The sequence below is a fragment of the Streptococcus azizii genome (genome assembly GCF_001984715.1).
Lineage (GTDB): Bacteria > Bacillota > Bacilli > Lactobacillales > Streptococcaceae > Streptococcus > Streptococcus azizii.
Map to the genome: position 1 here is coordinate 74,134 of NZ_MSPR01000008.1, position 20,642 is coordinate 94,775.

General features: G+C 43.6%; 16 protein-coding genes. All 16 read right to left on the reverse strand.

Features of this window, described 5'->3' with window-relative positions:
- Positions 1–143: 143 nt before the first annotated feature.
- The 16 genes from BVE84_RS05195 to rnc all read right to left on the reverse strand — a co-directional run bounded on the left by BVE84_RS05195 (position 144) and on the right by rnc (position 20,561).
- Positions 144–3,854 (reverse strand): polysaccharide lyase family 8 super-sandwich domain-containing protein, encoded by a 3,711-nt coding sequence (locus BVE84_RS05195; protein ID WP_076996005.1) that lies wholly within the window; start codon positions 3,852–3,854, stop codon positions 144–146.
- A 709-nt stretch (positions 3,855–4,563) separates the two neighbouring features.
- Positions 4,564–4,872 carry a preprotein translocase subunit YajC gene (locus BVE84_RS05200; RefSeq protein ID WP_076996032.1) on the reverse strand — a complete coding sequence of 103 codons (309 nt, stop codon included), beginning with the start codon at positions 4,870–4,872 and terminating at the stop codon, positions 4,564–4,566.
- A 5-nt stretch (positions 4,873–4,877) separates the two neighbouring features.
- Positions 4,878–5,693: a PTS system mannose/fructose/sorbose family transporter subunit IID gene (locus tag BVE84_RS05205; RefSeq protein WP_076996006.1), complete on the reverse strand. Its 816-nt coding sequence runs from the start codon at positions 5,691–5,693 to the stop codon at positions 4,878–4,880.
- The gene (locus BVE84_RS05210; RefSeq protein ID WP_076996007.1) at positions 5,680–6,456 is read right to left on the reverse strand and encodes a PTS mannose/fructose/sorbose/N-acetylgalactosamine transporter subunit IIC; all 777 of its coding nucleotides are present in this window, start codon (positions 6,454–6,456) and stop codon (positions 5,680–5,682) included. Before BVE84_RS05210 ends, BVE84_RS05205 begins: the two co-directional genes overlap by 14 nt.
- A 12-nt stretch (positions 6,457–6,468) precedes the next feature.
- Positions 6,469–6,960 carry a PTS sugar transporter subunit IIB gene (locus tag BVE84_RS05215; RefSeq protein WP_076996008.1) on the reverse strand — a complete coding sequence of 164 codons (492 nt, stop codon included), beginning with the start codon at positions 6,958–6,960 and terminating at the stop codon, positions 6,469–6,471.
- Between the two features lie 9 nt (positions 6,961–6,969).
- Positions 6,970–8,160, reverse strand: coding sequence for a glycoside hydrolase family 88 protein (locus BVE84_RS05220; protein ID WP_076996033.1), 1,191 nt, complete (start codon positions 8,158–8,160; stop codon positions 6,970–6,972).
- 10 nt (positions 8,161–8,170) lie between these two features.
- Positions 8,171–8,602 (reverse strand): PTS sugar transporter subunit IIA, encoded by a 432-nt coding sequence (locus tag BVE84_RS05225; protein WP_179098465.1) that lies wholly within the window; start codon positions 8,600–8,602, stop codon positions 8,171–8,173.
- 331 nt (positions 8,603–8,933) lie between these two features.
- A complete protein-coding gene (locus BVE84_RS05230; RefSeq protein ID WP_076996010.1) occupies positions 8,934–9,566 on the reverse strand; it encodes a bifunctional 4-hydroxy-2-oxoglutarate aldolase/2-dehydro-3-deoxy-phosphogluconate aldolase in 633 nt (210 codons plus the stop codon).
- Between the two features lie 9 nt (positions 9,567–9,575).
- On the reverse strand, positions 9,576–10,577 hold the full coding sequence (locus BVE84_RS05235) for a sugar kinase (protein ID WP_076996011.1): 1,002 nt from the start codon (positions 10,575–10,577) through the stop codon (positions 9,576–9,578).
- 13 nt (positions 10,578–10,590) lie between these two features.
- The gene (locus BVE84_RS05240; protein WP_076996012.1) at positions 10,591–11,232 is read right to left on the reverse strand and encodes an RpiB/LacA/LacB family sugar-phosphate isomerase; all 642 of its coding nucleotides are present in this window, start codon (positions 11,230–11,232) and stop codon (positions 10,591–10,593) included.
- Positions 11,233–11,259: 27 nt separating this feature from the next.
- A complete protein-coding gene (locus BVE84_RS05245) occupies positions 11,260–12,075 on the reverse strand; it encodes a gluconate 5-dehydrogenase (RefSeq protein ID WP_076996013.1) in 816 nt (271 codons plus the stop codon).
- Positions 12,076–13,165: 1,090 nt separating this feature from the next.
- Positions 13,166–14,425 carry a signal recognition particle-docking protein FtsY gene (gene ftsY / locus BVE84_RS05250; protein WP_076996014.1) on the reverse strand — a complete coding sequence of 420 codons (1,260 nt, stop codon included), beginning with the start codon at positions 14,423–14,425 and terminating at the stop codon, positions 13,166–13,168.
- A 1-nt stretch (position 14,426) separates the two neighbouring features.
- Complete coding sequence (locus BVE84_RS05255) at positions 14,427–15,236, reverse strand: Cof-type HAD-IIB family hydrolase (RefSeq protein WP_076996015.1); 810 nt, start codon at positions 15,234–15,236, stop codon at positions 14,427–14,429.
- Entirely contained in the window at positions 15,233–16,033 is an 801-nt protein-coding gene (locus tag BVE84_RS05260; RefSeq protein WP_076996016.1) for a Cof-type HAD-IIB family hydrolase, read from the reverse strand. Before BVE84_RS05260 ends, BVE84_RS05255 begins: the two co-directional genes overlap by 4 nt.
- Before the next feature lie 305 nt (positions 16,034–16,338).
- On the reverse strand, positions 16,339–19,872 hold the full coding sequence (gene smc / locus BVE84_RS05265) for a chromosome segregation protein SMC (protein ID WP_076996017.1): 3,534 nt from the start codon (positions 19,870–19,872) through the stop codon (positions 16,339–16,341).
- 2 nt (positions 19,873–19,874) lie between these two features.
- Entirely contained in the window at positions 19,875–20,561 is a 687-nt protein-coding gene (rnc, locus tag BVE84_RS05270) for a ribonuclease III (protein ID WP_076996018.1), read from the reverse strand.
- Positions 20,562–20,642 lie beyond the last annotated feature (81 nt).

A 20,642-nucleotide genomic window follows, 5' to 3' on the forward strand; every position in this document is an offset into this window, starting at 1 on the left:
TTTTACGCCCTTTGTATCTTATAATTGAACTCGGGCTAAACTCTGTGCGAAAAAGAGAAATAATAGTTTGCTTTGGCAAGCTCTCAGCTACCTTTAAAAATAGGCTGAAAACCTCCACTGGAGCTTTTCACTCGTCAGATTTCCTATTTTCGCTTTGAGTTTTTTACGCCCTCGTATCTTAGTCTTCGTGTCCTTGCTAGACCCACTAGACTCAATAAACCGAGCAGACTAATTCCCAGCCCTTTCTGATCAGCTGTCTGAGGTAAGGAATGTACCAGTTTATGCGCCTTGTTTTCCGATTGTTTTTTTAAACCAAGTGGAGTCGCTTGAGAAGGTTGCATAGACTGAACATTCCCTATAGGAGACTCATCTGCATGATTAGGCTTGGACGGAGTTGGAGTAGCTTCTTTTGAAGCCTTAGATTGAGAAGCGCCTTTTGTATCTTCCTCTTTTTGAGGAAGTTCCTTCTCCTTGGCAGTTGGGAGAGTGACCTTCCAGATAGTAGATGGATACGCCTCTGTCGGAGCTTGCTCCACTGTCAAGGTAGCACCCACTGTCGTAAGGACCAGTCCCTTGTCTACGGCCTTAGTTGACGGATTGTAAAAGGCAACATGATAACCATCTTTGACTGCTTGAATCATATACAGACCAGCATCTGTCAAGGTCATCCCTTCTACAGTATAAGGATCGCTCGTATATTTGACTATCCCCCAGGCCTTCTGCTCTTGATCATAGACGACCTGTAGGTCTCGATCTTGATGTAGGACCTGCACACTATTAGCAATCTTATCCACCGTTTCCATGGATTGATTCGGAACAAGTACATAGGCATAATTGCTGGCTGTCTGTGGCTGTTCATGCCAAAGAGTGACAAAGCTATTTTCTACCGCATCTTTTGACTGACCATAGTTAATATCACTCCACTTGCCAACTCTCTTTTCTACCTTAGCTTGGGTGGAGAGCGGTGTCAGGAAGGCGTAACCAATCGATTGATTTGCCTTGCCATTCGTCATATAGAATGTCTTGGTCTCGCCCGTCGTCACCTGATGTGACAAATCAACCGCCTGACCATTGATATAGTATTGATAGTTTTCACCAGCGACCAATTTTCGATTTTCAACAGTAGTCACTGCCCCTTTCCCAGACTGATGCTCCACCTGCGTCCCTAGAAATACAATCTTATTTCCCAAGACAAACCATGCCTTACGGGCTGTCAAGCTATTATTCCAGTTGTTAAAATCCATGGCAAGTGTAGCTAGACGGTTTCCTAGCTGACTAGCCCCTACAAAACTACTTGTCAGCGTCACCTCGCCACTGCCATCTTTTCGTAGATCCTTTGTAGTCGTTGTGCCTGCCAAACGATAAGGGTCAACCGTTGGCCAATAGTTATTGCTATAATGACTCAAATCACCGTTATATAGATAGACCATACCATCTGACGTATACCAACCACGACGATTTTCATCGTTCATATCTTCATAGTTCTGAGTTTTGTTGGAATACATACTAAGAGCAAAGGTGAAGTTCTGTTCTGCATTATGATAGACAAACTTATCCATATTATTAAAAGCGGCAATGACATTTTCAGCAGGTTTGGGCTGAATCTGATCATTGGAGAGCAAGGCATTAAATAAGTCATATTCTTTATAAGAACGCAGGTGCTTGTAAATGTCATTAAAGGTATCAGACAAGACCTGACCTTTTACAAACGATAGCAAGGCTGACTTTTCAGGCTCTTTTGCTGACTCTGCAATACGGACCAGTGAACTCAGAATCTCCACTGCATAGACATGGCTTTGTTTTTGCTGACGACTCACTGAACGCCCTCTCGTCATATCAAGTAACTCACCCTTGACAAGAATCGGCATAAAGGCTTTTTCAATCCACTTCTGTAAAATCTGAGTTTTTTCTTCTGGTAGCTCAAAAGGACTGGACTGAATCACTGGAAGTATCTGGGAAAAGCCATCTAATAAGACATTGCCATAAGCACCTGTGTAGGCAACATTAGTATGGTCGATAAATGAGCCATCCTTATAAAAACCTTCTCCACTACTCACAAACTTCATAATCGTCGTTAGACCATGCACACCATCTCGAATCCTCTGCTCTTCCCGTCTAAGAGCCCCCTCTAAGATAGCAACCTTGCTAATATCTGTCTGATTGCCACCAACTGCTGGAACTGGATTCGGAGTCGTCATTCGAATCATGGTGGTATCGGGCACAAATTTCCGAATCGGTTTGGTATAGGTCTCAATTTCTTCCTGACTAAAGTAAGGATTCATATAGACAAGAGTATTCAGCAGGGCCAGAGGACCTCCAATCTCATAATCCCACCAATTTCCATTTATTTCCTTATTTTCATTATAAACCTGTTCATATAACCAAGCCATCCCCTTTTTAACCTTATCAATCAGCTCACGATCTCTATAATATTTTGAAAAAGGATTCGTAATAACCTGCGACATTTTTTCAAGATTTCGATAGGTAGACGTGATACCTGCAGACTGATTTAAACTAATATTTTCAAATAAGGACGGTTCTAGGCGACTTGGAGAACGCCAATTCGCTACATACGTATCAACAGTCTGCTCCAGCTTCTGTAAAAAGGCTACCTTATTGGGATCGTTCGTATCAAATCGATTGTTGGCTAGCGAAATTTCTTCCCATCTACGCTGCAGTTCATCAAAAATAGTCTCTTGGTGCGGGGTAACCGTCAGCGTAAAGTGTGAGACTTCACCATTTTGATCATAGACGCGCACCAAGGTAGTCCCCGATTGCTTAGGAAAAATCATGTTATTTGATAGAGTGGCTACAGTAGTATCAACCACTTCATAGGTGAGGTCCTTTCTATTAGGCACATAGACCTTACCGGTATCAATGCTAACAGTCCCCGTCTCTGGCTTCCCTTTCTTATCAAATGTAGAAGATGCTGGAACATATTCTTTCAAGGAAATATTGTCAAACACCGCTGTTCCCGTCCCTTTCTCAAAAAACAATTCCACTTTGAGATAGGCCGCCTCTGGAGACAGGCTGACTAATTTTTCAATGCGTGTGTCCTTGGTCCCCAAAACCGTATCTGTATAAACAAATTCTTGCGGTGATAAGTTCTTATTATTGACATCCCTGCTAGTCAGGCGAACACGCGCTCCACCACCAACGATGCCAAATGCTTTTACATCAGCTGCAAATACATAGCGCTTTGTCGGATCAATCGCCACTAATTGGGTCACTGCAGCCCTAAATGTATCTTTGGCCTCAATCACTAATTGACCGTTGTTGGCATAAATAGCACCATTAGACTTGTCAATACTGCTAGGAATCCACGGGTTATCCCAGCCTGACGCAGCAGTAGAGTACCAGTTTCCAGTAGCTGGCTCTGTTGTCTCAAAATCACCATTTTCTACCAGTTCTGTCGCTTGAGAACTATTTCCTGGATTCACTGCACTGCGTGAGACAATCCCCGCACCACGGGCAGGATCTTCTTGTTTCCCACTTTCCTTACCTTCTTCTTGGACAGGTGTAGCTGGGATAAGAGAGGCCACTTCTGGATTGGAATCTCCTGGAACACTATCTGGCGTCGGTGCGACAACAGCTTCCTTAGAATGACTGTCTTCTGTCGGCTGTGGAGTGACGAGTGCCTCTGTTACAGCATGTTCCTCAGTTGAATCTGGCTCTGGCTGGAGAGCCTCCTCTGGTTGGGGTGTGGTAACTTCTATTGAATCCGAACTGCCCTGTTCATCTGCCAACACTGGCTGCGTCCCTAAAAAGGTTATCGCTACCAAAACCGAGCAGACTCCTATACGACACTTACGAATACTATAACGATTATTAGATGGATCTGTGACTATTTTCATCAGCATTCCTTCCTTTCACTGTTGGGTTTATAGTTTTTTATACTCTTTAAAAATCAAAAGGATACATTGTCAAGAATCTCAGTGAGTGAATACCATAATACCACGACTGGAGCTTTTCACTCGTCAAAACTCCTATTTTGCTTTGCTCGCTTCAACAGTCTAGGAATAGACTGTTGAAGGTGGGAAATAAAACGAGGGAAACTCGTGTCAAACAGTCTAGGAATAGACTGTTAAAGGTGGGAAATAAAACGAGGGAAACTCGTGTCAAACGCCCTTTGTATCTTGTGGAACTGAACACGGGCTACGAGCTGTGCAAAAAAGATAGGTAGCTGTTTTGGCTTTAGCCAATTACAGATGAGATTGCAACAGTTCGGGGAACTGTTTCAATCCCATTTTTGCTTTGCTCGCTTCAACAGTCTAGGAATAGACTGTTGAAGGTGGGAAATAGAACGAGTGAAACTCGTGTCAAACGCCCTTTGTATCTTAGTCTACTGTTGATTTTTATTGAGTATTAGTTTACTTTTAGTATAGTCTTTTAGTTTACTTTTAGTACTAGGCAACGAGCTGCAGGCTGTACTAGAGTACGGCAAAGCGAGTTAACGAAGTAATAGAAGATAAACTAAATGACTATACTTGCTTCAACAGTCATGAGGCTGTCGAGGCATTCGATGTTTATTAGCGATGACCATCCTGTCCTTAAAAAGAGGAACTACTTTGTAAAAAGTAGTTCCTTTGCTTTCCCCATAATCGACTCTTTTTCAACGTAAACAATCACCTCTTGAGCTATCTGCAGTTCAACGAGATGATCTGCTACAGAAATAATTTTCCCGTGCATTCCCGAAAAGAGAATGACCTCGTCTCCAGACATTAAGCCAGCTAGATACACTTGACGTTTTTCCAACTGTTCCTCAAGTTCTCTCTGTTGTCGCTTACGATTGATATAAGAAGTTGCGATTGGAAGAATGGTTGATAGAGCTACTAAAGCAATCAATAGGTAGTAGAGAGTATTCTGTTCCATAAGCATTAAGCAAGAATTCCCAACCAGCTACCAATAATACCTATGATAACGGTTAAGATAACCAGTTTATAGGTCGTCCACTTTTTATTTTTGATAAGGTAATAAACCAAGAGCGTGAAGAGAGCAGGAAGCAAGGCTGGAGCAATCTTATCGAGCATCCCTTGAATGCTTACAATCTTCTGGTCTGCCCCTTCTGTTACTTCACCAGCCGCAAAAGTAAACGGTACTGAGATTTTAACAAAGGTTACAGCCAGCCCAGAGATAACCGTCACACCGATGATATTAGCAACATTAGAAATCATTGCCATCTGACTGCTTAATTTATCAATGATACTTGTACCAAATTTGTAACCATACAAGCCTGTCAAGAGTTTGATAGAGGTTAAAATAAGGTTCATCCCTAGGAAGAAAAGGATAGGACCTAAAGCCAAGCCTTGACCTGCTAGCGATGCTGCAACTGTCGACAAGAGCGGTGCTAAGACAAATTGAGAAAGGGAATCACCGATCCCTGCCAAAGGTCCCATCAAGGCCATCTTGATACCGCGAGTTTCCTCTTCGGGTAGATCATTTTCCAACATGACTAAGTGAAGGCTGGTAATAAACGGAAGGAAGTGAGGATTTGTATTGTAAAATTCGCAGTTGTCTTCTAAAGCTCTTGTCAGACCTTCTTTGTCATCACCAAAGTGCTTTTTGAAAGCTGGATATATCACATTGGCATAGCCAATACCTTGGTAGTTGCTATAGTTGAAACCATTCTGTAGGAAGAAGGCCCGTAGCGAAGTATTGAGATAATCTTTCTTAGTTAGTTTAGATCCAGTCATCGTGTGCTTCCTCCTGTTTTACCACCACTTGCTCGGGTTTATTAAAGAATTCTTTGAGAGCAAAGATACTACCTACAATCGCAATACCAATCACTGGTAATTGTAAGTACGCTGCACAAACATAGCCAAGTAGGACAAAGGGAATCAATTCTTTCTTGGCCATAACCGATAAAATCATTGCAAACCCAATCGCTGGAAGCATTTTTCCTGCTACGCTTAAACCTGTCAATAATACTGGCGGAATCATCTCAACCAATTTCAACAGGGTATCCATAGAGTAGGCTCCCAAGAATCCTAGGGCAAAACCAATGATCACAAAAGTGACAATAGTCCGGTTGGCTGTCTGTCTAAATTTACTCAGATTGCCAGCACGAAGATGTTTTACGGCAGCCTCTGGTGCTCCAGCATGCAGAGTATAGGCAGAAGTTTGCAAGAACTGAATCCCTACTGCAATAGGAGTAGAAAGGGCAAGGGCTGCTTCTGGTGTTACCTTACCAGCACTTGTGATTGCCATCAAAGTACCAAATATTCCCGGTCCAATAGGATTTGGCGGAACTGTACCACCTGCACCTACACCAAAGCCCATATAGGCCAGCTCACTGATTGCCCCCATGGCCAAAGCGGTCGGTAGGTCTCCTAAAATAATTCCCACGCCAAACGAAAGAACAATAGAGCGGTTGGTATAGATTCCTAATAGCAGTCCACTGAAGCAGAATGCCGTCCACAGACCGATAAGAACCGCTTGAATGATACTAATCGTCATAATAATTCTCCTTTAAATATAATCCAATACATTAACCTCGACAGCACCATCATTTCCAGAAGGTGTTGTCTTGGTATTAAAGCGAACGTGATATACTTCGCTTAGCTCCTTAACCGCCGCCTTATCCTCGGGGCCGAAGAAAATAGAGCGAGTCACCTGTGTTTTACCAGGGGCATTATGGATATTACCGATATTTAATTCTTTAATCGGAACACCACCCTTGACCAGTGTCAAGGCATCAGGCAAATCTTTCACAACTAAGAAGATAGTCTGAGCCGGATTTGCCTTGTGAATCACATCAATGACCTTTTGCAATGGAAAAAAGCGCATTGCAACAGAATCAGGAATCACCGTTTTCATTAAGGTTTGCTGAATCTTATCCTCACTCACCTTGTCATTTGCTACAATAACAGTATTGCAACCCAAGGACTTTGTCCACAGTTGACCTTGTCCATGAATCAGTCGCTCATCTACACGAGCCATTACGATATTTGGGGTAGCCATAGTATCCTCCTACCAATATAATTCCCAATCTTTATAGAAACGAAGCAAGGCTTCTAAGTAATAGTAATCTCCCCAGATATTTCCCTCATCAACACCTTTTCCTGAATGCCAAGAATAGACACCGTGCAACAACAAAGGACCTCCAGGTTTCACATCTTTATTCGCATAGTCTTCCATTAAGGAGCGCAGCATAGTATGCATCGCGTACTTATAAACTTCCTTGTCTTTATCCACCTCCGGGAGATATTTTAGCATTTCATGGATTCCACAGACCGCTATGGCCGTCGCAGACGAATCACGGGCTTGACCACTTCCATCATTAAAAATCAAATCCCAGTAAGAAACCCTATCCTCTGGTAAACGATTGAGGAAGTGATGGGTTACCCCTTTAAACAGGTCCAGGCAAGCGGGATCTTTGATAATACGATAGGTTAATGGAATCCCATAGATTCCCCAGGCTTGACCTCGTGCCCAAGATGAATCATCACTGTAGCCTTGTCTGGTCACCCCCTTCAATGGCTGACCTGTTTCAGGGTCAAAATAGAAGGTATGGAAGGTAGAGGCATCGTCTCGAATGACTGTATTGGCTGAAGCATAGAAATGCTTGACAGCACTGTCATAGTACTTCCTGTCACCTGTCTGCTGATAGGCAAAAAAGAGTAGCTGGATATTGAGTAGACAGTCGATGATCAGTCGATAATCTTCTGCCTTGCCAAGTTCTCCCCAGGCTTGAATAAAACCGCCTTTTGCTTGATAACGCTCCATCAGCTTATCTGCAGCCTGCAAGGAAGCCTCCAAGGCCTCTTGACTTCCCGTCAATTTATAGTCCGCAACACAAGATGGCGAGTAAAGAAAACCCAAATCATGGTGGTCAAGCTCTACACGGTTGACAACACGCTCTAAGAAAGAACGGGTATGTTGCTTTGCCAGGGCCTTTATTTTTTCATCCCCCAAAAATTCATAGCCTAACCACAGTTCCCCTGTCCAAAAACCATTGGTCCACTCTGTGTTATCCATCTTGGGATAGGTATTATCAACCGTAGCAGGTGTTGGAAATGCTTCACCGAAGTAATCGATGTTGAGTTCCAACTGCTTCATCGCTAATTCGATTGCAGCCTTCACCTCATCCTTGGTCAACAGCGGAGTTGCTTTGAACTCCTTGGCCAGTCGAATCGGCTCAATCAATACTTTTTTTATCATATGGTCTCCTCTAAATTCCATCTTCAAATAATTGGTCCTCTTCGTCATCTTGGGCTAATAGACGAATCGAGTCAACCACTCCTTCTTTAGCAACAGCAACCAGTTTCTGGACCAAGGGTTCAAACTCATAGGTCAGACGCGAGAAACTGGCATCTAGTAACATGGCTAAGTTCAGTCCGGATAGGACGGCAATTTCCTGTTGCCCTTGTTCTACCACCAGCTCGACACTAGTCTTAAATGGAGTTCCACCTACTAAATCCGTTAAAATCAAAACCTGTTTTTCACCCGAAATCGTCTGTTTAATACGGTCCTTAACCTCTTGAGCAGACATCCCTTCGACAAAATCAATGGCTACAACCTTCTCTACCTCGCCAGCAATTAGCCTCAACGAAGTGAGGATACCGCTAGCAAATTCCCCATGGGCAACTACAACTAATTGAATCACATGATACTCCTTTTCATTTTCCCAATGTAAACCCGATGAACATCAAACTAGGCAAGACAGCTACCGTTAGAACTCTACCACTCTCGTATCTTATACTCAATAAAAATCAAAAGTAGACTAGGAAACGAAGGCGAAGGTAGAACTCTGTTCCACCCTATTTCAAGGGAACAGGCTGAAAACCTCCACTGGAGCTTTTCACTCACCGAGACAAGTTGACGACGTATCCTTTTGATTTTTAAAGAGTATTAGCTCAGGTAACGTAAGCTGTAGCCCTCATTCCGTTCATCAAACCCAGTCAACAAGATCCTATCTTGATTTTCAAAGGGGATTACGTGATGACATCTACATATTGACTAGCAATAGATTTTATTTGGTCAAATTCTCCCTGTGCTGCTAGTTTATTAAACTCACCACCAATACCAACGGCATCAGCCCCTGCTCCAAACCAGTCTGAAACAGTCTTGAGATTGACTCCCCCTGTCACCATAATCGATACCTGTGGTAAAGGGGACTTGATAGCGGATAGATAGCTGGGACCAAAGGCACTCCCTGGGAACAGCTTAATCATCTCACACCCCGCTTCCAAGGCAGTCGTCATCTCAGTCAGTGTCATACAACCTGGAATATAGGGGATTGCATAAAGGTGACAAATCGCAGCCACTTCTTCATGAAAGGAAGGCGATACCACATAGCTAGCCCCTGCCATAATAGCCTGACGAGCAGTCACTACGTCAAGCACTGTCCCTGCACCAATCAGTACATCAGGATGTTCCTTGTAACTCTCACATAGTTCTGTAATAATCAAGCCTGCTTCAGGGTTAGTATAGGCAACTTCAATCGCTGTAATGCCACCTTCGATACAGGCCTGGGAAGCCTTGAGGCCTTCTTCTCTATCCTCTCCACGAATGACTACTACCAGACCTTGCTTTCTCAACTGAGAAAGGATTTGTGATTGACCCATCTTAGCTCCTTATCTTACAATATCATTTTTTCCCTCTAAAAGGGTACGAACCTTGGTAGCCGACTGTAGCATATGATCGCCCTCCAAGCTACACTTATAGGTTCCACTCGCAACTGCAAAGTCAACAACCTCCTGCAACGGGAAACCATTTAATAACTGATACAAGGCTCCCGCTACAAAAGCATCGCCACTACCTACACGTTGTAACACCTGTGTTTTTAATTCTACAGACTCGACAAAATGCTCTGCTAGAGCGTAAGCTCGATAGAGATGTCGACCGTGATCATCTGTCTGGCGAATGGTATGAAAAATAGCTCTTAATCCATAAACCTGTTGCAGGCTTCTCATTCGCCCCTCTACCTCTTTGAGAGTGGCATCATCTCTAGCAAATAAATCCCAGTCAGTCGCATCTACCAGTATCGGCTCGATACCAAAACAATAGTCAGCATAAGCAGCAAATTCCGAAAATATTTGTTTGGCTTCTTTTAGCCCGATCATCTTGGAACGCCAATTCAAGTCAATGGAAATAGGAATGTGCCGTTCTTTTGCAGCTAGTAGAATCGGCTTGAGCCATTTTCTGACTGCAGGATCAATCGCTAGGGTAATCCCACTAAAGTGTAGCCACTCCACATCTGCCAATAATTGTCCTACATCCAGCTGGTCTACATCAATAGCTGCCAGACTGGAGTGACTACGGTCATAGTAAACCTGACTTGGACGGCAACCGAAACCAGCTTCCATATAGTAGAGGCCAATACGTTCACCTAGTCGATAAATACTGCTAGTATCAATACCATAACTAGACAAGAAAGTCTTGAAACGTTCTCCCAAGGGACTTGCTGGCAAGGCTGTCAATAGCTTTGTCTGTCGCCCAAATCCTTGAAGGGTGCAGGCGACATTGATTTCTGATCCACCGAAAAACATGCGACTTTCCACAGCGTCCGCCACTTCTTGATAATGAGTAGGCGTTAGGCGAATCAAGGGTTCACCAATGAGCAAGACCTTCTTCATTAGCCGCTCCTCTCTAGCTTTCCAGTACAGCTCTCAAATAGTCAGCAATTCCCTCGTCTTGACAGTTTGCAAAGAAATACTCCTGAAAATGTTCTCCTGCAATGGTCTCTTTAAGAAACTCTTGATCCACTTCCTTCAGTACCGTCAGTAAGTCCTTATAGGTGATGGCCTTCATTTCTCCTAGGATACGGGCATTCCGTTGTTCAGGAACAGCTCTCTCGCGTGGATAACCACCCCCCATTTCTTCTGCAAATAGGCGTTCAAAAAGTAGCTTGAGGTTCAATTCCGCTCCCCAACCAAATCCTTTGGCAAATGGTATAGAGAGAGCATTTCCTCCATTGATTTGTGAAAAGAGATAGGCATCTGTTGGGTCTTCCGCAAAGCCACAGGTCACCCCTGGAAAACTGTTAGCTGCCAGCATTGCTCCAATACCTGTACCGCACCCAGTAATCACAAAATCAGCCGCCTTACTAACGAGAAGGATGGAAGCGAGCAGACCATTTTGAACATAGGTCAAGTTACTCTCCCCTTCTTTGCCATACATACCATAGTTGAAGGTTTGATAACCTTTCGCATCTGCTACCTCTTTTAAAACTTCAAATATAAGGGTATTTTTCGTTGCTTGGCTATTTTCATTTATAAGTGCAATCTTCATTATCTCATTCCTTCTTTCTCTTATTGACTACTCACCTGGCTGCTTACCGATATAGGCCAAGATACCGCCATCTACATATAGAATGTGACCATTGACAAAGTTACTTGCATCACTAGCCAAAAATACTGCTGGTCCCATTAAATCTTCCACCTCACCCCAACGAGCAGCCGGTGTTTTTGCTATGATAAACTGATCAAATGGGTGGCGACTACCATCTGCTTGCAATTCACGTAATGGGGCAGTCTGCGGAGTGGCGATATAGCCCGGACCAATACCATTACACTGGATATTTGCCTCACCGTACTCTGAAGCGATATTTTTAGTCAACATCTTCAATCCACCCTTAGCTGCCGCATAAGCTGAAACCGTTTCACGGCCTAGTTCACTCATCATTGAGCAGATATTGATAATCTTGCCATGGCCCTTCTTCATCATCGATGGAATCACAGCCTTAGCCACAATAAACGGAGCGGTCAAGTCAATATCAATCACTTGGCGGAACTGGTCAGCAGCCATCTCAAGCATCGGAATACGGCGAATAATACCCGCATTATTGACCAAAATATCAATCAGACCAACTTCTTCTTCAATTTGGGCAACCATGGCTTGAATCCCCGCCTCATCTGTGACATCACAAACATAGCCATGAGCCTCTATGCCTTCTGCTTTATAGGCCGCTATCCCCTTATCCACCAATTCTTGACTGATGTCATTAAAGACAATCCTTGCCCCTGCTTTTGCATAAGAAGAGGCAATCGCAAACCCAATACCATAAGAGGCACCTGTAATAAGGGCAATCTTCCCTCGAAGAGAAAACTGATCCATCGAGAAATCTTGACTCATATCATAACTCCTTTAATTTAAAGTTCTGTAAACGCTCACAAACTCATTATAGATTAGTAAACCGGTTTTGTCAATAGTTTTCCAGCGTATTTTTTATTTTTTTACTTATACCCAATAAAAATCAACAGTAGACTAGGCTAATTTCCTGATAATCGAAGTCGAAGGTAGTAAAAGATACAAAGGGCGTGTAAAAAGCGACTGAAAATTAGGAAACATGACGAAGAAGTGTAACTTCTAGGAATGTTTATCCCAAAGGGATTCTCAGCTGTAATTGGCTAAAGCCAAAACAGCTGCCTATCTATTTTCAGAGCTTTTAGCCCGTGTTCAATTACGTAAGACTTTTCTCAATAGTTCCATCTTATTTTAAAGGAACAGGCTGAAAACCTCCACTGGAGCTTTTCACTCATCAAGATACAAGGGTGTTAACAACTCCTAATCGTTAAATCAAAGGTGCTAGAAATAAAAAACGATACAAAGCCCGTGAAAAAAATCAAGGTATCCCTCTAATATAGAAGAAAGGCTAATAAACATTTTTTACTCTCTATACGATTTGCTAAACGGCCTTCCTAAAGAAATCCTCCCTCATTTATTTTAAGTAAATCGCAGAGTAATTAGTAAACTAGTCTTTTTGTTTACTAATTATTTAGTAAACAAAAAGACTTAACCCTGCATAACACAGGATTAAATCCTTTCACGACTATTTTTTGACCGATGAGCAATACACTAGGCGCTTTTTAAAGAAGGGATGTGGTAAGTTATACTCAATAAAAATCAAAAGTAGACTAGGAAACGAAGACGAAGGTAGTTGAAATAGTTGATAACTATTTCAAGTTGGAAATAAGAAAAGTCGTGACTTTTCTCAATAGTTCCATCTTATTTTAGAGGAACAGGCTAAAAACCTCCACTGGAGCTTTGCACTCGTCAAATTTCCTATTTTCACTTTGAGTTTTTTACGCCCTTTGTATCTTGTAATTGAGTTCGGACTAAAAATGTTAGAAAAAAGATGAATTGGCTTGATGACCTGAGTCACCTGCCCCAATTCCCTATTTTTCTTTACATTTTCTTAACGTCCTCACATCTTATTTGAGTTTTACACCAATCCTTCTAACAAACTCCTCATAAAGGATTCGGAGTTAAATTCTCCTATATCGTCTATCTGCTCCCCAAATCCGATGAGTTTCACAGGAATATCCAATTCCTGACGGATGGCAAGGACGACGCCACCGCGTGCCGTGCCGTCCAATTTGGTTAGGACTAGACCCGTCAGCGGGGTAATTTTTGAAAATTCTTTGGCCTGAACCAAGGCATTTTGACCAGTTGACGCATCGAGAGCCAGCAAGGTCTCATGCGGTGCATCTGGTAGAGTCCGCTTGATAATGCGACCAATCTTTTCTAGTTCTGCCATGAGATTGTCTTTGTTTTGCAAACGACCTGCCGTATCGATCATGAGGACATCTACCTGCTCTGCGACAGCCTTTTCCATACCATCAAAGACTACGCTAGCGGGATCCGATTTCTCTGGTCCTGTTACAACAGGGACATCGACACGGCGCCCCCATTCGACGAGCTGGGCGACTGCACCTGCCCGGAAGGTATCTGCTGCAACCAGCATGATTTTCTTACCCGCCTGCTTGTAGCGATAAGCCAGCTTCCCAATTGAAGTAGTCTTACCAACACCATTGACCCCAACAAAGAGCATGACCGTCAAGCCATCTTGAAAGGCGATTTGCTCGCTGAACTGACCGTCTTTTTCATAAATTTCAACCAATTTTTCGATGATCAAACGGCGTAGAACTTCTGGCTTTTTCGCATTTTCTAAACGGGCTTCATAGCGTAATTCTTCGGTCAGATTAGCAGCTACTTGCACCCCTACATCACTTGTGATGAGTAATTCTTCTAATTCTTCAAAGAAATCTTCATCTACTGAACGAAAATTAGCAAAAAACTCATTGAGCCTGGCACCAAATCCTGTCCGAGTTTTCTTCAACGTTCGTTGGTATTTTTCTTCTTCGCTCTCCGACGTTGCTTGCAAAGCACCAACTTCGTCTACCTGCTCATCTTTTCCTTGACTAGCTGTCGCTTCCCTTGCTGCGTCAATATCTAGCTCCTGCTGATTTTCCTGCATGGTCTCAGACCATGTAGGAGCTTCTACTGCTTCATCTACCTTTTCTGATGTAGGTACTTTCTGGTCGTAGCTTTCTTCGCCTACATCATTGAACGGAGCTGAATCAACGACTTCCTCCTCTGCTCCGCTATCTTGCATTTCTACAGCTGGTTCTTTCGGTTGGTCTTCAAGAATCGGCTCTTTTTCCTTTTCTTTCCGTCCAAATAATCGATCAAATAATCCCATCCTATCCCTCTCTTATGATATATTGGTCTATCGCCCAGGCAATTCCATTTTCATCATTGGTCAATGGTAGCACTACGTTAGCAACTTCTTTTAGTGTTACACTAGCATTTGCCATAGCTACTCCTAGCCCAGCCCACTCGACCATACTCACATCATTTTCTTCATCACCGCAGGCCATCACTTCAGAGCGTTCAATTCCCAAGTGCTGAATCAACTTAGCAAGCCCATTGGCTTTGTGGACTCCCTTAGGACTCCATTCCAACAAAATATCTCGTGATTTAAAAATTTCAAACTGTTCATGCAGTTCTTTAGGAATTTGAGGAATCCTCTCATCTAAATAAGTGGCCTCAATAGCCGTAACTGCTTTATTATACACGATGTCTGGTAAGTCTGCATCGTCTATGTCAACGGCATCTAACAAGGGACTCAAGACAGCATAGAGTGATGGTTGCTCAGATGGTAAGGTATAAATTGTTCCACCAAATAATAAAGCCAAGGGAAGATCTAATTGTTGGGTAACCGCTCGAATCGTTCTAGCTTCTTCTAATCCGAATCCTATTTTATCCAGTACACATCCTGTATTTTCTTGCACCAAACCACCGTTAAACGTGATGGAATAATTTCCTTCTCCTAGGAGATTTAGTTCTTCTAGGAAGGGCTCTATTGCTTTTAGGGGCCGTCCTGTCGTCAAAACCACCTGAACTCCCTTAGCACGCGCTGCCTGGAGGGCTCTTTTATTTTCCTCTGAAATCCGCTTGTCAGATGTTAGCAAAGTGCCATCCAAATCTAGTGCAACCAACTTAATTGTCATACTAATATCTCCTCTATGTAAGTCAAAACAGCTCCATCATTACAGTGTCCAATAACTTGATCCGCCACTGCTTTTACATCTACCCTAGCATTTTCCGTTGCAAGCGCATAGCTGGCAAATTTCATCATATCAATATCATTTTGATTATCTCCAAAGACGACAAGATCTGATTCAGTCAGGCCAAAATACTGGCAGAGGTGACCCAGCCCGACTGATTTATTGGTTCCTGATAAAATGATATCAATATTATTAAAGCCTGTCGTCATGGCTGTCACTCCGTCACAGTTGCTATTGAGCCAATCTCTGGCCGCCTCCATCTCCTCAGGTGCAAATTTGGCATTCAGCTTGATAATCTCATCCTCCACTTCCGTAAAGGAATCCACCAACTGAAAGTGGGGATAATACTCCGTCATTTTCTGCAAAAAATGAGCATCTGCATCTTTCAACAAGTAAAAGTCGTCCCTAGTAGATAAGACCATCGCCCTACTACTTCCATACGGCCCTGCATCAATCTTTTCTATTAGTGGGAGATAAACCTCTGGAGCAATCGGATCATCCATAAAAATAGTCTGTCCTTTGTACTCTACAATGGCACCATTTTCAGCTACGAAAGCGATGTCGTCGACAAATTCTTCAAAAAGCTGCTTTAAACTCTGCATGGAACGACCGCTTGCTGCTACGAAGAGATAGCCTTTTTCCTTGAATCTATCTAGGACTCTACGTAACGCTATCTGATCAAAACTGTGATCCTCTCGTAAAAAAGTTCCATCCATATCTGTTGCTATCAATTTAATCATACACTCTAACCTTTTCCCTTTCAGGTAGCAAAATAACATCCTCGAAATCAGTATCCTTATTATACCATAGAAATGACTAGACCACTCCCTCATCTCTTTCTGTCACAGTAGCATGTCAACTACTTTATCTGCCCTCAAGCCGCTCATACGTTTGAATATTGAAACAGTTCAGCGAACGGTTGCAACTGGGCACCTAAAACAAGATAGTGACCATTGAAACCCGAATTTAGAAATGAAAAAGTGAGGGAATTGGGGCAAGGAGTAGGCAAGCGAGGATAACGACTCCTAGCTTCAAAGGTGGTCATCTACTCACTTTCTATGTCTTTCAACTTCACCGAGACAATCTTTGATACACCTGATTCTTGCATGGTTACTCCATACATGGCATCTGCTGCTGCCATCGTCCCCTTACGATGGGTGACCACAATGAATTGGCTGGACTTGTCAAAGCGATTGAGGTAATCACCAAAGCGTTTGACATTCGCCTCATCAAGTGCTGCTTCTACTTCATCCAAAATCACAAAGGGAATTGTCTTTACACGGATAATTGAAAAGAGAAGGGCGAGGGCCGATAAAGCCTTTTCTCCACCAGACATCAGGTTTAAGGATTGGATTTTCTTACCGGGTGGTTGCACTGAAATCTCTACACCTGCCGTCAGAATATCCGGACTCGTCAAGAGTAAGTCAGCTGTTCCACCCCCAAACATCTGCTTGAAGGTTCGCTTAAAGCTCTCACGAATAGCTTCAAAGGTTTGCTTAAAGCGTTCTTTCACCTCTCCGTCCATCTCACGAATGGTGTCCAACAAAAGATTACGAGCCGACAAGATATCCGCACGCTGCTCATTGAGGAAAGTTAAGCGCTGGTAAACCTCTTCATACTGAACAATCGCTTCTACATTGACTGGCCCCAAAGACCGAATGCTCCGTTCCAAATCCTTTAAGGTCCGCTCTGCACCCATCAAGTCCTCTAGGACCTCTGCCTTCATCTGTGCTTCTTCAAAACTTATTTTATAATGTTCTGTCAGATTCGCTAGCAGGGTTCGCAAGCGCCCTGCCTCTTGTTCATAATCTGCTTCGAGTTTGGCTTGCTTACGAATCCATTCATCATTTTTTACGCGCATCTGCTCTAGACGTGACTGAATATCCTCAAATTGTCCCTCAATATCTTCTAATTCTAGTTTGAGACGAATGAGTAGTTGATTGGTCTCAAGTTGCTTACTTTTGGCCGCCGATAACTGGTCTTCTAAAATTTCCAAGCTCGTATCGTCTTGCGCTTCCACTTTCTGGTCAATGACAGCCTGCAACACTTCCATCTCATGCGTGGTAGTGGCTGCTTCTTCCTGCAAACGCCCTATATCTGTCTGCTCAAAGCGCACTTCACTCGCTAGCTGGCTCTGAGTGACTTTCAGACTAGAAAGGCTTTCTTGCAAGGCCTGCACCTGCTCCTGAAGAGCGTGACGATTGGTCTTCATCTCCTCAATCTGCCCGGTTAATTTTTCCTTTTTTTCGGTAAAATCAGCTAGCTGTGCCTGATAGTCCCTAGCCAACTCTTGGAAATCAGATAACAGACTGTTGCCAATCTGTCCTGCTTGCAGGTCATATAAGGCCTGCAAGTCCTCAACTTTAGCGGCTAGCTGTTCGTAAGCCAAGCGAGTCCGCTGTTCAATCAAACGCGCTGCCTCACCAGCTTCCTTGGTTTCTTCTAGGGACTGACGAATGAGGCTTGCTTCTTCTTTTTTCGCACCGACCAGCTGTTCTTGTTCCTGCAACTGCTTGTTTAAACGGCTAATTTCTCCTGCTAGCACATCCAATTCTGGTTTGACAAAGGTGGTATGGTTCGCACGGTTACTTCCTCCTGCAAAGGAGCCGCCTGGACGAATTTCCGTTCCATCAAGAGTGACCAATCGCACTTGAAACTTCGTAGCCCGCGCCGCTTGATTGGCATGTTCTATGGTATCAAAAATGGCAATCGTTCCTAGTAAATTTTGGAAAATGGACTCTAGACGAGGCTCAAAGCTCACCAAATTACTGGCTAGGCCCAAAAATCCTGTCGAATTCTGTAGCTGGCTCAAGAGATGACCTGCTAAATGACGTGGCTTTATCGTGGTCAGCGGTAAAAAGGTAGCCCGTCCTTGGCGATGTTGCTTCAAAAAGGCAATAGCTGACTTGGCGGTGGCCTCATCTTCCACAATGATGTGTTGACTAGCCCCACCGAGGGCAATTTCAAGAGCCGTCTGATACTGTATATCAAAGGTCAAGTTAGCACTAACCGCCCCGACAATTCCTCCGATTCGATCCGCCTGCTGTAAGACGGCCTTGACACCGGCATAGAAATTAGAATGGTTCTGCAAGATTGCTTCTAGGCTGGATTGACGAGCCTGTTTCGTCTTTAGTTGATCCAAGAGATCAAACATCTGGGACTGGCTTGTCTGATACTCTTTGTCCAATTCCACCAGAACTGTTTGCTTCGCTTGATAATCTTGTAGCAACTCCTGCAATCTGGCTTCTTCCTCCGTCAAACTTGCCTGCACTTGTTCCAGTTCCGCTTGACTGGTCTTTAGTTCATCCTGTAGGCGGGCTAATTCTGCTGACTGGCTTTCTGCTAAGCGATGTTGATTGGCAATGTCTTGTTCTACTTTGGCAAGGCTATTTGACACTTCTGCCTCATCTTGTAGCAATTTGACATATTGCTCTCTAAGGTGGTCAAGTACCTGATCTGGATCCTCTGAAAAATAACCTAATTCCTCTTCTTTTTCGACTATTGCCTCTTGAATGCTTGCCAACTCTACTTGCAATTCTTGTAAATGACCCGTCTTTTCGGCCAGCTGTTCTCTGGTTTTCGTCCGTTTTTCTTCTAAGTCTCGTAGCCTAGCCTGCGCCTCTTGGCGACTGGTTTCATTCTGACTGAACTCCAGTTGATGAACTTCAATCTTCCGCTCCAAATCGCTGATTAGTTTGGTGACATCCAGTAGGACAGCCTGTTTGCGTTCCAACTGATGATTTGATTGTTGGCGCTGCTGTTTCAATCCTTGGTTTTCCAGTTCTAGCCGATCGCGTTGCTGATAGTAGTCAGCTAACTCTTCCTTAATCTGCTGTAAATCGGCCTCTTTTTGATGGAGGTGCTGACGTCCCGTCTCAATCTGGGCCACCAAGACATTCAGATACAAGTCGTTTCGCTTCTCCTCTAATTCCAAATAGTTTTTGGCGACTTGTGCCTGTTTTTCTAGTGGTTTGACCTGATGATCCAATTCGTAGATGATGTCCTCTAATCGATCCAGATTATCCTGGGCCTGCGCTAATTTTCCCTCAGTTTCTTTCTTGCGGGTCTTGTATTTTAACACACCTGCCGCCTCTTCAAAAATTGCACGGCGTTCTTCTGGCTTCGAGTTGAAAATACCTTCAACCCGACCTTGGGAAATAATCGAAAAGGAATCTCGCCCAAGACCTGTATCCATAAACAAATCATGAATATCCCGCAGCCGAACCTTTTGACCGTTGATCAAATATTCGCTATCCCCTGATCGGTAAATATGTCGCTCAACCTTGATTTCCTTTTGATAGCCGGCGATAAAGCCAGTACTGTTATCCAGAGTGACAATAACAGAAGCATAATTGAGCGCCTTGCGACTCTCGGTTCCTGCAAAAATTACGTCTGGCATCTTACCACCTCGAAGGCTTTTGGCCGATGATTCCCCTAAGGCCCAGCGAAGGCTTTCTGTAATATTAGACTTGCCTGATCCATTGGGGCCGACAACAGCCGTCACTCCACGGTCAAAGACAACCTTTGTTTTATCTGCAAAGGACTTGAAGCCCTGCATTTCGATTGATTTCAGATACATACCTATCTTCTTGCCTCCACTGCATTTTTCGCAGCAGCCTGTTCCGCTTGCTTTTTGGAGCGACCCTGACCTCTGCCAATCGCTTGACCATTTACAGACAGCTCTACTTCAAATACCCTGTCGTGCGCCGGTCCAGTTTCTGATACGACTTGATATTGGATGGCAACTTCACCATTTACCTGCAATAGTTCCTGTAAACTTGTCTTGTAGTCTGTCACGCGCTCAAAATTCCCCACTTCAAGCTGGGGAATCATAACCTGATAGAGAAACCCTTCGACTGCGTCGACTCCCTTATCTAGTAAGAGCGCCCCCAAAAAGGCCTCGAATAAATCCCCTAGAATCGTATCACGATTGCGTCCACCTGACTTTTCTTCACCTTTACCCAGACGAAGAAAGGTCTCAAATCCACAGGAACGGGCAAAACCTGCTAAACTCTCCTCCCGCACAAAGGTTGAGCGCAACTTAGACATTTCCCCTTCTGGAAAGTGGGGATATTTCTGATACAAATAACGGGAAATAATCAGCTGCAGAACAGCGTCTCCTAAAAATTCCAAACGCTCATTATGTGAAATTTTTAGAAGACGATGCTCATTCGCATAAGATGTGTGAGTAAAAGCTGTCTCCAGTAAGGTTAAATCTGAAAAATCAATCCCAAACTCAACAGCCAATTTTTTTTGTAATCCTTGCATGGTGACTCCTTCTATTTATCCCCTCCATTATACCACATCTCCCAGCTATTTTCAGTATTGTCTTTGCTGGAGTAGAGCATT